The sequence below is a fragment of the Gilliamella sp. B3022 genome (assembly GCF_028751545.1).
Lineage (GTDB): Bacteria > Pseudomonadota > Gammaproteobacteria > Enterobacterales > Orbaceae > Gilliamella.
In genome coordinates this window covers 1,422,061-1,436,707 of sequence record NZ_CP071867.1, presented here as the reverse complement: position 1 = coordinate 1,436,707, position 14,647 = coordinate 1,422,061, and the positions used below count along the sequence as shown (strand labels likewise).

The following is a 14,647-nucleotide window of genomic DNA, read 5'->3' as shown; positions in this document are numbered from 1 at the left end:
ATAAAATTAATCTATAAATTTTAAAAATTTAATTGGGAACTAATCTCTTTAACTTTTGACAAAAATGCTTTTTTGGACTTACCGGTTAATCCTTCTGAGATAGGTAAGCTTGCTGTTAATGGATTAACTGGTTTATTATTAATATGTAACTCAAAGTGTAAATGAGGACCTGTCGATCGTCCAGTGTTGCCAGAAAGACCAATCTTATCACCCTGCTTAACCTGCTGACCAGGTTTTACCAAGATTTTATCCAAATGCATATAAGTTGTCATATACTGCCGTCCATGACGAATAGCAATATAGTTTCCTGCCGAACCACTGTACTTGGCAATAACCACTTCACCATTACCTACCGATAAAACAGGTGTCCCTCGAGAGACGGCAAAGTCAACACCATTATGAGGTGTAACGATACCAGTAACTGGATTTAAGCGACGGGGATTAAATCCTGATGATACGCGAGCCTGCTTTTCTAAAGGATATCGGAAAAAGCTTTGAGATAAGCTACCACCATTAATATCATAATATTTACCATCATCAGCTAAAATAGCATAATAATCTTTACTACCATTTTTAATGCGAACACCGATTAATTGGCTATTTGACAAACGTTTACCATGGACTTCACGTGATAAAATTATCGAGAATTTATCGCCAACTTTTAAACGACGAAAATCTAAACGCCATTGTAAAGCACGAGTAATGACACCAATTTCACTACTCGTTAACCCACTTTTACGAGCATCAGCAACGAAACTGGTTTTTATATCCCCTTTTATAATTACATCCTGTGGTACTACTTCTACAGTTTCAGAGCTTTCAATAAATTTATTGCCTGATTTTTCGTAAATTCTGATATTGTTACTGGATATTATCCAACTAAAACTTTGCAAATTATGGGAGTCATCTGTAGTCCAACTAACTTGCTGTCCAATTCTTAAATTGGCTAGCTGTTTAAAATTAGTTGTTAATTGGTAAACATCCCTTTTATTAACGTTATACCTCAGTAAAATATCATGTAAAGTATCACCCCGCGCAATAGTATATTGCACAGTATTACCCTTATCTTCAATAATGTCATCTAACTCATCTTTAACTATTTCATCCTCAGGCACATCTGAAGATTCAGTAATTTGTTCTATTTTTGACTTACTGCCAACAACTTCAATTCGACCATCGCCAACAACAACTGGAGAATTAATACTATCTTTTACTGTCGTTTCAACTTGAGGAGTCAAAGGAACATATACCGTGCGATCCAAATTAAGTGGCCGCCATAATACGGTAAATAAGATAACCACAAAAAACACACCTAATAGTGAAAAATAGGGGAAATTAAATTTATTCTTTTCAATATCAGGGGATTCAATCTTACTTGCCAAAATTAACCTTAACTATTTATTATCTATATTACTTTTTATCTAAACAATCCAACAGTTGCTGTGTCAATCTTAATAAAAATTGTGAATAGGCATTTTTCGATAAAGTGATATCTGTACCCAAAGGATTCAATTCCCCAATACGAACATCTGTTCCATTCACTATTTTTTCAATAACTGCAGGGCTAAACTGTGGCTCTCTAAATACACATACAGCTTGATGTTCTTTTAATTCTCGTTTAATAGAATAAACGGTTTGAACACCTGGCTGTACTGCTGGATTTATAGTAAAACTACCTAGATTTTTTAATCCGAACTGCGATTCAAAATACCCATAGGCATCATGAAAAACAAAATATCCGCTATTTTGTACGTTAATGAGTTTTTTTGCAATGTTTTGTTCTGTTTCAGCTAGTTTAATGGCGAATTCGTTTAAATTTTCATCGATAATGTCTTTTTTATCTGGATATATACTTATAAGTTTATCATGTATTGCTTGCGCAATTTCTTTGGCAATTTTTGGGGAAAGCCAAATATGCTCATCGTATTCACCATGATGATGATCATGATTAGAATCGTCGTTATGAGTATGTATTTCTTGTTGATCATGATTATTTGTACTGGTTCGTAGTAAACTTTTAATGGTTGGTATATCCATTAATTCAATCTGTTTATTTTTATCAAAATTTTTCAAAACTGTAGGCATGAAAGTTTCTAAATCATCACCAACCCAAATAATCAATTCAGCTGTTTTTATTTTAGCTAAATCCGATGGTTTTAAAGAATATGTATGCGGAGAAGTTCCATCAGGTAATAAAATATCAGTCTTTATTACGCCATCACAAATCGCTTGAGTAATAAACCCAATAGGCTTAACAGAAGAAATAATGTTTGCATTAGCCTCTAAAGTAAATCCATTAATAATGAGCAATGGACTTATGATTGTTAAAAACCGCAATAATTGATTAAATTTAATTCGAGCATTTTTTTTCACATCATTATCCTATGTTTATAAAATATGGTAGAATATATCACATTATTGTTATAATATAACATAACATATAGGTGAGCAAGGATTCACGCTAAAATGACTCAGCTAATTTCGCTAGATGGTATTTCAGTTGAAATAAAAAACCAAAAAATTCTACATAATGTTTCGTTATCAATTAGGACAAATCAAATTGTGACATTACTAGGACCAAATGGTGCTGGTAAATCAACTTTAGTTAAAGTCATTTTGGGATTAATGCCTTATACCTCAGGAACGATCACTCGTTCTGCTAACTTAACAATTGGTTATGTTCCGCAATCAATCAAATTAAATCCGACCTTACCCATTACTGTAAAGCGTTTTATGTGTTTGAATAAACGATTAAATAAAAAAAATATTTTAAACATTCTTTCTATGGTAAAAGCAGAATATTTAATTGATAAATCAATGCACCAATTGTCTGGAGGCGAACTACAAAGAGTACTACTTGCTCAGGCATTAGCTAAACGTCCCCAGCTATTAATCCTAGATGAGCCAACACAAGGAGTTGATGTTAATGGACAAGTTCTATTATATGATTTGATTAGTAGTGCCAAAACACAGTTTAATTGTGGTGTTTTAATGGTTTCACATGATCTGCATTTGGTAATGGCTAAAACGGATGAAGTCATCTGTTTAAATCATCATATTTGTTGTTCAGGCACACCCGCTATTGTTTCAAATGATCCAGAATTTATTTCTCTTTTTGGTCAACAAGGTGCATCTCAAATCGCTGTTTATAAACATCATCACAACCATCAACATGATCTTTGTAAACATGCTAATGAACACTAAAATAATTGAACATTCATACCTAAAATAGGAACAAAAGATAATGATTGAGTTGTTATTACCGTCTTTATTAGCAGGTCTATGTTTAACCACAGTAACAGGTCCTTTAGGTACATTTGTTGTATGGAGAAGAATGTCATATTTTGGTGATACTTTATCGCATGCAGCTTTACTTGGTATCGCATTTGGTTTTTTACTTAATATTAATTTATTTTATGCTGTCATTTTTATAACGCTTTTGCTTGCTATCGGATTACTTTGGCTGGAATCTCAAAAGCAATTACCTATTGATACTTTACTTGGCATTTTGGCTCACAGTGCATTATCACTAGGTTTGGTAGTTATTAGCTTAATGAAGAATATACGTATCGATTTAATGGGATACTTATTTGGGGATCTTTTATCTGTATCCTATTCAGATCTCATTCAAATTATAATTTGTGTGATGCTGATTGGCACTTTACTACTTTGGCAATGGAATAATTTTTTATTTACTACTGTCAGTGAAGAATTAGCATTCAGTAACGGTATTAATATACAATTCACGAAATTACTTTTGACCCTTTTATTAGCGTTAACAATAGGAATTGCAATGAAATTTGTAGGAGCATTGATTATTACTTCGCTCCTTATTATTCCTGCAGCGACAGCCAAATACTATTCGAAAACGCCTGAATCTATGGCAATAATAGCAATAATTATTGGTATGTTATCTATCATTGGAGGATTGATATTTTCTTTCATCTATGATACTCCGACAGGCCCTTCTGTTGTATTGGCTAACACTTGCCTATTTTTTCTATCATTATTTTTTTCGAAATTTTTAATAAGTAAAAAAGAATAAATAACAGCAAAAATACGATCTTTATTGCGAACAAACACGCATAAATTTCATAATGAGATTTATGCATCACTTATATATAAATAAAGTGATAATAAATTTAAATATTAAAGATTAAAGATTAAAATTATGTCACTTGCTACTGTTTTTACTCGCGCATCCATCGGAATACAAGCTCCACAAATAAATGTAGAAGTTCATATTAGTAATGGATTACCTGGTTTTGTCCTAGTTGGGCTTCCTGAAGCAACCGTCAAAGAATCAAAAGATCGTGTTAGAAGTGCTATTATTAATAGTGGATTTACTTTTCCTGCAAAGAAAATAACAGTCAATTTATCACCTGCTGACCTTCCTAAGGAAGGTAGTCGTTTTGATTTACCTATTGCTATTGCAATTCTTGCTGCAACACAACAGATTCCCTCTGATAATTTGTCTAATTATGAATTTTTAGGAGAACTCGCTTTATCAGGAGAAATTAGAGCGGTTAAAGGTGCTATACCTGCTGCAATTTCATCCCAAAAAAAACAACGCTCACTAATAATATCGGCAGAGAATCAATCGGAAATATCTTTAATACACCAAGGAAATACGTTAATCACAAATAATTTAGTTGAAGTCTGTCAGCATTTGACTGAAAACTTAAGTTTACCTTTAGTAGCTTACAGAGAATATCATAATAGTGATGATATCTCAGCAAATTTGCAGGATATTATTGGGCAAGAACATGCTAAAAGAGCATTAGAAATAGCTGCCGCCGGAGGTCATAATTTATTATTAATAGGTCCACCTGGAACAGGTAAAACAATGTTAGCAACTCGGTTAACATCATTATTGCCTCCATTATCTGATACAGAAGCACTAGAAAGTGCGGCAATTACCAGTTTGGTCAGTTCAAATGGATCAATCAAAAATTGGCGAAAACGTCCCTTTAGATCTCCTCATCATAGTGCTTCAATCGCAGCATTAGTAGGAGGAGGATCGATACCTAAACCTGGAGAAATATCTCTGGCTCACAACGGAGTGTTATTTTTAGATGAACTTCCTGAATTTAATCGTAAAGTACTAGATGCGTTAAGAGAACCTATTGAATCAGGAGAAATCATTATTTCAAGGGCAAATGCTAAAATAAAATTTCCAGCAAGGTTTCAACTTATTGCAGCAATGAATCCTAGCCCTACAGGACATTATCAAGGAACACACAATAGAACAACTCCCCAACAAGTTATTCGTTATCTAAATCGACTTTCAGGACCATTTTTAGATAGATTTGATATATCCATTGAAGTTCCACTTTTACCAAAAGGAGCATTAAGTCAGAAAGCAATAAAGAGTGAATCCACAGAAAAAGTAAAAGAAAGAGTTTTATTAGCCAGAAACATTCAAATGGAAAGAAATAAAAAACTAAATAGTCAATTTACCTCTAATGATATTCAATTTTATTGTCAGCTATCTGATGAAAATAATGAGTATTTGGAACAAGCTTTGATAAAATTAGGACTTTCAGCTAGAGCATGGCATCGAATATTGAAAGTATCTCGTACTATTGCAGATTTAGAACTATCAAAAAACATAGAACGAAAACATATTTCAGAAGCTTTAAGTTATCGTTCTATGGATCGATTGTTAATTCAATTACACAAAAATATTGGTTAACAGAATTAATCATCACTATCTACGAAATCATCATTAACATCAACTTGTGGTTTACCACCAGATAATGTATGAAAACGTTTAGGCTTATTAATTCGAGAAAGATACTTTAACCATGCTTTTTCTAAATCGGTTGAAGGTTCCTTTTTTCCTTTACACACTGCTACAAATGATTTCTCGTCTGCTGTAACAGGCTTTCTTGTTTCCATATCAAGATCCCTAAAAGCACAACCATATTTTTCTAAAATTTGTGCTTCTTTAATTGTAAAATCACCATGACGAGAAAATCCCCTTGGGTAATTCTTATTATCAAAAAAACGTTGTTGACTTACAAAACTTTCAGCCATTTTATATCCTCTAGATTGTAAAAGTATTTGGGCGGGAATTATAATTCACTAACTTAATCTGTAAACAAAAATTTTTTATTTATGTTAGTAAAAATTGCTGAACGGCTAAAATTAAAACAAAATCATTACTTTTGGCAGGGGCGGAGAGTCTCGAACTCCCAACACCCGGTTTTGGAGACCGGTGCTCTACCAATTGAACTACGCCCCTAAATAAGGTGGCGGAACGGACGGGGCTCGAACCCGCGACCCCCTGCGTGACAGGCAGGTATTCTAACCAACTGAACTACCGCTCCACCGAATTTGATGTGTATATATAAATTTAAAAGTCTGGCGGCTCCCTACTCTCACATGGGTAATACCCACACTACCATCGGCACTTCGGCGTTTCACTTCTGAGTTCGGCATGGGGTCAGGTGGGACCACCGCGCTATTACCGCCAGACATATTCTGTCTTCTCTTTTTCTATTGATGATGATTATCACATATCTTCACCAATTGCTCAATCCGGAACAAACTGTTTCATCAATCTTTCATCATCTTTCGATGATTTCTTAATCTCTCAACTTCGCGTATCCAAAACAACTCCGAGTTGTAAGGTTAAGACTCTCGGTTCATTAGTATCAGTTAGCTCAATGTATCACTACACTTACACACCTGACCTATCTACGTCTTAGTCTCAAACGGACCTTACTGAATCTCTTCAGGGAAAACTCATCTCGAGGCTAGTTTCGTACTTAGATGCTTTCAGCACTTATCTATTCCGCACGTAGCTACCGGGCAATGCAATTGGCATCACAACCCGAACACCAGCGGTGCGTTCACTTCGGTCCTCTCGTACTAGAAGCAAACCCTCTCAATTTTCCTACGCCCATGGCAGATAGGGACCGAACTGTCTCACGACGTTCTAAACCCAGCTCGCGTACCACTTTAAACGGCGAACAGCCGTACCCTTGGGACCTACTTCAGCCCCAGGATGTGATGAGCCGACATCGAGGTGCCAAACACCGCCGTCGATATGAACTCTTGGGCGGTATCAGCCTGTTATCCCCGGAGTACCTTTTATCCGTTGAGCGATGGCCCTTCCATTCAGAACCACCGGATCACTATGACCTACTTTCGTACCTGCTCGAGCCGTCACTCTCGCAGTCAAGCTAGCTTTTGCCATTGCACTAACCTCCTGATGTCCGACCAGGATTAGCTAACCTTCGTGCTCCTCCGTTACTCTTTGGGAGGAGACCGCCCCAGTCAAACTACCCACCAGACAGTGTCCCTTACCTCGATTCAGAAGTATAGGTTAGAACATCAAACATTAAAGGGTGGTATTTCAAGGTCGACTCCACACACACTGGCGTGCATGCTTCTTAGTCTCCCACCTATCCTACACATTAAGGCTCAATGTTCACTGTCAAGCTATAGTAAAGGTTCACGGGGTCTTTCCGTCTTGCCACGGGTACACCGCATCTTCACGGCAATTTCAATTTCACTGAGTCTCGGGTGGAGACAGCCTGGCCATCATTACGCCATTCGTGCAGGTCGGAACTTACCCGACAAGGAATTTCGCTACCTTAGGACCGTTATAGTTACGGCCGCCGTTTACTGGGGCTTCGATCAAGAGCTTCTGCTTACGCATAACCCCATCAATTAACCTTCCAGCACCGGGCAGGCGTCACACCGTATACGTCCACTTTCGTGTTTGCACAGTGCTGTGTTTTTATTAAACAGTTGCAGCCAGCTGGTATCTTCGACTGACTTCACCTCCATCCGCGTGGGACTTCAATTACCATCAGCGTGCCTTCTCCCGAAGTTACGGCACCATTTTGCCTAGTTCCTTCACCCGAGTTCTCTCAAGCGCCTGAGTATTCTCTACCTGACCACCTGTGTCGGTTTCGGGTACGATTAACTATAACCTGAAGCTTAGAGGATTTTCCTGGAAGCAGGGCATCAATTACTTCACTACCTTAGTAGCTCGTCATCACGCCTCAGGGTTTCAGTGACCGGATTTGCCTAATCACACCCCTACACGCTTAACCCACCATCCAATAGGTGGTAAACCTAGCCTTCTTCGTCCCCCCATCGCAGTTATAGCCAGTACGGGAATATTAACCCGTTTCCCATCAGATACGCCCTTCGGCCTCTCCTTAGGGGTCGACTCACCCTGCCCCGATTAACGTTGGACAGGAACCCTTGGTCTTCCGGCGAGCGGGCTTTTCACCCGCTTTATCGTTACTTATGTCAGCATTCGCACTTCTGATACCTCCAGCATGCCTCACAACACACCTTCTACGGCTTACAGAACGCTCCCCTACCCAATACACTTACGTGCACTGCCGCAGCTTCGGTGCATAGTTTTAGCCCCGTTACATCTTCCGCGCAGGCCGACTCGACTAGTGAGCTATTACGCTTTCTTTAAATGATGGCTGCTTCTAAGCCAACATCCTAGCTGTCTAAGCCTTCCCACTTCGTTTCCCACTTAACTATGACTTGGGGACCTTAGCTGGCGGTCTGGGTTGTTTCCCTCTTCACGACGAACGTTAGCACCCGCCGTGTGTCTCCCATGATTAAACTTGTCAGTATTCGGAGTTTGCATCGGGTTGGTAAGCCGGGATGGCCCCCTAGCCGAAACAGTGCTCTACCCCCAACAGTTATACATGAGGCGCTACCTAAATAGCTTTCGGGGAGAACCAGCTATCTCCCGGTTTGATTGGCCTTTCACCCCCAGCCACAGGTCATCCGCTAATTTTTCAACATTAGTCGGTTCGGTCCTCCAGTTAGTGTTAACCAACCTTCAACCTGCCCATGGCTAGATCACCGGGTTTCGGGTCTATACCCTGCAACTTAACGCACAGTTAATACTCGGTTTCCCTTCGGCTCCCCTATTCGGTTAACCTTGCTACAGAATATAAGTCGCTGACCCATTATACAAAAGGTACGCAGTCACTATTACCCAACGGTAACAGCTCCCACTGATTGTACGTACACGGTTTCAGGGTCTATTTCACTCCCCTCCCGGGGTTCTTTTCGCCTTTCCCTCACGGTACTGGTTCACTATCGGTCAATCAGGAGTATTTAGCCTTGGAGGATGGTCCCCCCATCTTCAGACAGGATATCACGTGTCCCGCCCTACTCTATAAGCTTCCACATAATGCATTTTCATGTACGGGACTTTCACCCTCTGTCGTGCGACTTTCCAGACGCTTCCACTAATACATTATGCTACCCGCTTGGGCTGCTCCCATTTCGCTCGCCGCTACTTTGGGAATCTCGGTTGATTTCTTTTCCTCGGGGTACTTAGATGTTTCAGTTCTCCCGGTTCGCCTCATCTGACTATGGATTCATCAGATGATAGTGCAGTCACCTGCACTGGGTTTCCCCATTCGGACATCAACGGCTATCGCGCCTTTTATCGGCTCACCGTCGCTTTTCGCAGATTAACACGTCCTTCATCGCCTCTGATTGCCTAGGCATCCACCGTGTACGCTTAATTTCTTAACCTTACAACTCACAGTTGTCTTGGTTTTAATTACGCTTTTTTTCTCTTTTTTACTTCAGCGCATTCATATTTTCATACAAATGCTTTCCGTAAAAACGAGAACTCGTTTCTTTCAGCTTGTTCCTAATTGTTAAAGAGCTTTATCTTTCTATTTACTCTTATAAGTAAATACAAACATAATTTCATTAAGAAGTAACTTCATCACATATTATGGCGTCCCCTAGGGGATTCGAACCCCTGTTACCGCCGTGAAAGGGCGATGTCCTAGGCCTCTAGACGAAGGGGACTTAATTACTTCTTCTTTATAAACAAACAATCTGTGTGAACACTTACGAGCACTTCGTAAGGAGGTGATCCAACCGCAGGTTCCCCTACGGTTACCTTGTTACGACTTCACCCCAGTCATGGACCACACCGTGGTAAACGCCCTCCCGAAGGTTAAGCTATCTACTTCTGGTGCAACCCACTCCCATGGTGTGACGGGCGGTGTGTACAAGGCCCGGGAACGTATTCACCGTGACATTCTGATTCACGATTACTAGCGATTCCGACTTCATGGAGTCGAGTTGCAGACTCCAATCCGGACTTAGACGTACTTTATGAGGTCCGCTTGCTCTCGCGAGGTCGCCTCCCTTTGTATACGCCATTGTAGCACGTGTGTAGCCCTGGTCGTAAGGGCCATGATGACTTGACGTCGTCCCCACCTTCCTCCGCTTTATCAACGGCAGTCTCCTTTGAGTTCCCGACCGAATCGCTGGCAACAAAGGATAAGGGTTGCGCTCGTTGCGGGACTTAACCCAACATTTCACAACACGAGCTGACGACAGCCATGCAGCACCTGTCTCACAGTTCCCGAAGGCACTCTCGCATCTCTGCAAGATTCTGTGGATGTCAAGACCAGGTAAGGTTCTTCGCGTTGCATCGAATTAAACCACATGCTCCACCGCTTGTGCGGGCCCCCGTCAATTCATTTGAGTTTTAACCTTGCGGCCGTACTCCCCAGGCGGTCGATTTATCGCGTTAGCTTCGGAGCCCATCACTCTAGGCAACAAACTCCAAATCGACATCGTTTACAGCGTGGACTACCAGGGTATCTAATCCTGTTTGCTCCCCACGCTTTCGCATCTCAGCGTCAGTATCTGTCCAGAAGGCCGCCTTCGCCACCGGTATTCCTCCACATCTCTACGCATTTCACCGCTACACGTGGAATTCTACCTTCCTCTACAATACTCTAGTTAACCAGTTTTAAGTGCAATTCCTAGGTTGAGCCCAGGGCTTTCACACCTAACTTAATTATCCGCCTACATGCCCTTTACGCCCAGTCATTCCGATTAACGCTCGCACCCTCCGTATTACCGCGGCTGCTGGCACGGAGTTAGCCGGTGCTTCTTCTGTAATTAACGTCAATTGATGAACCTATTCGATTCATCACCTTCCTCATTACCGAAAGTACTTTACAACCCGAAGGCCTTCTTCATACACGCGGCATGGCTGCATCAGGGTTCCCCCCATTGTGCAATATTCCCCACTGCTGCCTCCCGTAGGAGTCTGGACCGTGTCTCAGTTCCAGTGTGGCTGGTCATCCTCTCAGACCAGCTAGAGATCGTCGCCTTGGTAAGCCTTTACCCTACCAACTAGCTAATCCCATATGGGCTCATCAAATGGCGCATGGCCCGAAGGTCCCATGCTTTGGTCTCTCAACATTATGCGGTATTAGCAGTCGTTTCCAACTGTTGTCCCCCTCCATTCGGCAGATACCCATACTTTACTCACCCGTCCGCCACTCGTCATCAAGTGCAAGCACTCATGTTACCGTTCGACTTGCATGTGTTAAGCCTGCCGCCAGCGTTCAATCTGAGCCATGATCAAACTCTTCAATTTAAAGTTTGATGCTCAATAACTGTCTCTGACATATTCAAATGAATCTTCAGTGTCACTTATCAAGACTTAATTTTTTCAGTCCGTAGACTTTTAATCTTTCGTCTCGCAAGTGCCCACACAGATTGTCTGTTTCTTCTTTTTAAAGAGCTGACAGCTATTTATCTTTCACTAAACATTTTGTTATTCAGTTTGCTGTCTCAAGGGCTGCGTATACTACGCTACACCTTTTTATTCGTCAAGATCTTTTTTCAAAATTTTTGACCTTGCTCACTTACACCTGCTGTCTCTGTTTGTCGATGACGCCGTGTCAGTGGATGCGCATTATAGGCACTTCATTTTTTTTGGCAAGTAAAAAAGATTAAATATTTATTCGTTCGAATAACCTTTAAACAGAAAAGACATTAATACACTGATATTTATCAAGATTATATTTAGTTAATTTTTTAATCAATTTTTCAACGGACTGATTGCAGATTGTACTTAATATAATATTTTCTTTTTTAAATAATGGTATTTTGTTTACGTCATACTTGTCTTTTAATAGATTATATACCCTAGTTGCAATTGCATAACCTGAATCAATAAAATTAACTTGAGGAAAAATCATCTGCAACTCTTCTTTAATAAACGGGTAATGAGTACAGCCAAGAACTATTGTATCAGGAATAGTTTGCATATTAAGCCATGGTTGCATCAATTTTTTCAAATATTGCATATCTACAGCAATACCTTGTAATTTATTTTCTGCTATGAGTGCTAATTCAGACAAACCTAATAATTTAACTGAACAATGATTAGCAAATTGGTTAATAAGATTTGTTGTATAAGCCCTTTCAATCGTGGCTTTTGTTGCCAATAATCCTATACATCTATTTTTAGTTAGTAAACTTGCAGGTTTAATTGCAGGTACTACGCCCACTATAGGAAAAGAAAAGTTAGAGCGTAAACTTGGTAAACAAATAGTGCTAGCCGTATTGCATGCAATAACCGCTAAATCGATTTGTTGAAATTTATTAATAGTTTTAATAACAGCATTAACTCGATTAACCAAAACTTCTGACGATTTATCACCATAAGGAAACATTTCATTATCAAATGCATAAATATAATGCGCATTAGGTATTTTATTGTAAATTTCTTTATAGACGGATAATCCACCAATGCCAGAATCAAATACCAACACACTAGGAGATTGTTTTATACTATTCATAGTAAATTAAACTTTATTAGATAATAAAATAAAAAACGAGCGATATCGTAAATTGAATAGAAATTAATGCAAGTAATTTTATTTCTAATAAATTTGCTTTTATTTTATAAACTATTAAGATAGACGTCTAGATGGTAAAACTGCTAAAATAGGCACTTAAAAGCTGAATATTATATTTTCAGCGTTAGACACTATTAAGTTAAAAAGGTATTTTATGTCAGAATTTCTATTCACATCAGAATCTGTTTCAGAAGGTCATCCAGATAAAATTGCAGATCAAATATCTGATGCCGTACTTGATGCAATTTTAAAACAAGATCCAAAAGCTCGTGTTGCTTGCGAGACATATGTAAAAACAGGTATGGCGTTAGTTGGAGGTGAAATTACAACTTCTGCTTGGGTAGATATAGAAGAATTAACCAGAAAAACAATTAATGATATTGGTTATACTAGTTCAGAAATGGGATTCGATGCAAATTCTTGTGCCGTGTTAAATGCAATTGGTAAACAGTCCCCCGATATCAATCAAGGCGTGGATAAAGAAGATCCATTAGAACAAGGCGCTGGTGATCAAGGTATTATGTTTGGTTATGCAACTAATGAAATGCCTAACTTGATGCCCGCCGCAATCAGCTATGCTCATGATTTGATGCGCCGCCAAGCTGAAGTAAGAAAAAATGGTACACTTCCTTGGTTAAGGCCTGATGCAAAAAGTCAAGTTACATTAATTTATCAAAATGGTCAGATAAAAGGTGTCGATACAATTGTTTTATCGACCCAACATTCAGAAGGTATCGAACAAAAAGTTATACAAGAGGCTGTAATGGAAGAAATCATTAAACCGACATTACCTGTCGAATGGTTAACCTCTAAAACTAAATACTTTATTAATCCAACTGGGCGTTTTGTAATTGGTGGTCCTATGGGAGATTGTGGTTTAACTGGCCGAAAAATTATTGTTGATACCTATGGCGGTGCAGCTCGTCATGGTGGTGGTGCGTTTTCTGGAAAAGATCCTTCAAAAGTAGACCGTTCCGCTGCCTACGCAGCAAGATATGTTGCTAAAAATATTGTTGCAGCAGGACTTGCTGATAAATGTGAGTTACAAATTTCTTATGCAATTGGTGTTGCTAACCCAACATCTGTTTATGTTAATACTTTTGGCTCTGAGAAAATTGGACACGATAAAATTATTTCGTTAATCAAAGAATTTTTTGATCTAAGACCTTATGGGTTAATTCAAATGCTTGATCTGATTCAACCAATTTATCAAAAAACTGCAACTTACGGTCATTTTGGTCGAGATATCTTTCCTTGGGAAAAAACCGATAAAGCAGCACTACTTCGCGATGCGGCAGGATTATAAACATATACCAATTTATTTACATAATCAGGTGATGGCTTGTTTGAGAGAGTACTTAAATCAAGCCAATCAACTGCTAGGGACTGAATATAAAGAACCAAAAGTTATCTATAAATCAAAAGGTAGTATAGCAGGTAGTGCAGTATTAAATCATTGGGAAATTCAACTTAATATTACAATGCTTTATGAAAATGGGAAAAATTTTATTGATGAAGTCGTTCCCCATGAATTAGCTCATCTTATTACCTTTCAAAGCTATGGAAAGGTAAAACCTCATGGTAAAGAATGGCAATATGTCATGTCTGAAATAATGAAGAAACAACCTAAAGTCACCCATAATTTTATTTTTAAACGTTTCGAGTATGTATATATTTGTGATTGCCAAGAACATTATTTATCACCAATACGACATAATAAAATTAGAAAGAATAAAACTAGTTATCAATGTCGTAAATGCGGTACTATACTTAAACTTAAAAATTTTGTTTAATTCTTGAAATAAATTATGCCTAAATTTGATACGCACTTTTACAAAAGCTCTATGTTTATTGTGATTTTGAGCGTTCTTCTATATATCACTGGTAACTTTTGGCTTCCATTAGACAATAAATTAACCGTTAGCTTAATTGAACATATACAATCATTATTCTTGTTATTTATGTGT

General features: G+C 38.7%; 9 protein-coding genes, 3 tRNA genes and 3 rRNA genes. 5 read left to right on the top strand and 10 right to left on the bottom strand.

The genetic code is table 11. From position 1 onward, the window contains the following. Positions 1–20 precede the first annotated feature (20 nt). Complete coding sequence (gene mepM, locus J4T76_RS06490) at positions 21–1,382, bottom strand: murein DD-endopeptidase MepM (protein ID WP_267340130.1); 1,362 nt, start codon at positions 1,380–1,382, stop codon at positions 21–23. Positions 1,383–1,410: 28 nt separating this feature from the next. After that, positions 1,411–2,373: a zinc ABC transporter substrate-binding protein ZnuA gene (gene znuA, locus J4T76_RS06485; RefSeq protein WP_267355521.1), complete on the bottom strand. Its 963-nt coding sequence runs from the start codon at positions 2,371–2,373 to the stop codon at positions 1,411–1,413. A gap of 93 nt (positions 2,374–2,466) precedes the next feature. On the opposite strand from znuA, the gene znuC reads away from it, so the two are divergent. The 3 genes from znuC to J4T76_RS06470 all read left to right on the top strand — a co-directional run bounded on the left by znuC (position 2,467) and on the right by J4T76_RS06470 (position 5,695). After that, entirely contained in the window at positions 2,467–3,204 is a 738-nt protein-coding gene (gene znuC / locus J4T76_RS06480; RefSeq protein WP_267340133.1) for a zinc ABC transporter ATP-binding protein ZnuC, read from the top strand. A 40-nt stretch (positions 3,205–3,244) separates the two neighbouring features. Further along, complete coding sequence (znuB, locus tag J4T76_RS06475) at positions 3,245–4,045, top strand: zinc ABC transporter permease subunit ZnuB (protein ID WP_267340134.1); 801 nt, start codon at positions 3,245–3,247, stop codon at positions 4,043–4,045. 126 nt (positions 4,046–4,171) lie between these two features. Continuing rightward, on the top strand, positions 4,172–5,695 hold the full coding sequence (locus tag J4T76_RS06470; protein ID WP_267345449.1) for a YifB family Mg chelatase-like AAA ATPase: 1,524 nt from the start codon (positions 4,172–4,174) through the stop codon (positions 5,693–5,695). A gap of 5 nt (positions 5,696–5,700) precedes the next feature. On the opposite strand, the gene J4T76_RS06465 is transcribed toward J4T76_RS06470, so the two are convergent. The 8 genes from J4T76_RS06465 to murI all read right to left on the bottom strand — a co-directional run bounded on the left by J4T76_RS06465 (position 5,701) and on the right by murI (position 12,620). Continuing rightward, on the bottom strand, positions 5,701–6,039 hold the full coding sequence (locus tag J4T76_RS06465; RefSeq protein ID WP_267345450.1) for a DUF413 domain-containing protein: 339 nt from the start codon (positions 6,037–6,039) through the stop codon (positions 5,701–5,703). 132 nt (positions 6,040–6,171) lie between these two features. Beyond that, positions 6,172–6,247: transfer RNA gene (locus J4T76_RS06460), tRNA-Trp, on the bottom strand. A gap of 8 nt (positions 6,248–6,255) precedes the next feature. Continuing rightward, positions 6,256–6,332: transfer RNA gene (locus J4T76_RS06455), tRNA-Asp, on the bottom strand. Positions 6,333–6,364: 32 nt separating this feature from the next. Next, a 5S ribosomal RNA gene (rrf, locus tag J4T76_RS06450) occupies positions 6,365–6,480 on the bottom strand. A 152-nt stretch (positions 6,481–6,632) separates the two neighbouring features. Then, positions 6,633–9,531: ribosomal RNA gene (locus tag J4T76_RS06445) — 23S ribosomal RNA — on the bottom strand. A 209-nt stretch (positions 9,532–9,740) separates the two neighbouring features. Continuing rightward, positions 9,741–9,816, bottom strand: a tRNA-Glu gene (locus tag J4T76_RS06440). A gap of 56 nt (positions 9,817–9,872) precedes the next feature. Beyond that, positions 9,873–11,410: ribosomal RNA gene (locus J4T76_RS06435) — 16S ribosomal RNA — on the bottom strand. Together the 16S, 23S and 5S rRNA genes with 3 tRNA genes alongside form the textbook arrangement of a ribosomal RNA operon. Positions 11,411–11,795: 385 nt before the next feature. Continuing rightward, complete coding sequence (gene murI, locus J4T76_RS06430; protein WP_267341284.1) at positions 11,796–12,620, bottom strand: glutamate racemase; 825 nt, start codon at positions 12,618–12,620, stop codon at positions 11,796–11,798. Positions 12,621–12,834: 214 nt separating this feature from the next. Here murI and metK point away from each other — a divergent pair, with 214 nt between their 5' ends. Beyond that, a complete protein-coding gene (gene metK / locus J4T76_RS06425; RefSeq protein ID WP_267356027.1) occupies positions 12,835–13,986 on the top strand; it encodes a methionine adenosyltransferase in 1,152 nt (383 codons plus the stop codon). A 31-nt stretch (positions 13,987–14,017) separates the two neighbouring features. After that, complete coding sequence (locus J4T76_RS06420) at positions 14,018–14,473, top strand: SprT family zinc-dependent metalloprotease (protein WP_443135240.1); 456 nt, start codon at positions 14,018–14,020, stop codon at positions 14,471–14,473. Positions 14,474–14,647: the final 174 nt, after the last annotated feature.

What these genes read in the sequence shown, in the direction of transcription:
- znuC (WP_267340133.1), top strand. Translation starts at nt 2,467, where the DNA reads ATGACTCAGCTAATTTCGCTAGATGGTATTTCAGTTGAAATAAAAAAC.
- znuB (WP_267340134.1), top strand. Translation starts at nt 3,245, where the DNA reads ATGATTGAGTTGTTATTACCGTCTTTATTAGCAGGTCTATGTTTAACC.
- J4T76_RS06470 (WP_267345449.1), top strand. Translation starts at nt 4,172, where the DNA reads ATGTCACTTGCTACTGTTTTTACTCGCGCATCCATCGGAATACAAGCT.
- J4T76_RS06465 (WP_267345450.1), bottom strand. Translation starts at nt 6,039, where the DNA reads ATGGCTGAAAGTTTTGTAAGTCAACAACGTTTTTTTGATAATAAGAAT.
- murI (WP_267341284.1), bottom strand. Translation starts at nt 12,620, where the DNA reads ATGAATAGTATAAAACAATCTCCTAGTGTGTTGGTATTTGATTCTGGC.
- metK (WP_267356027.1), top strand. Translation starts at nt 12,835, where the DNA reads ATGTCAGAATTTCTATTCACATCAGAATCTGTTTCAGAAGGTCATCCA.
- J4T76_RS06420 (WP_443135240.1), top strand. Translation starts at nt 14,018, where the DNA reads ATGGCTTGTTTGAGAGAGTACTTAAATCAAGCCAATCAACTGCTAGGG.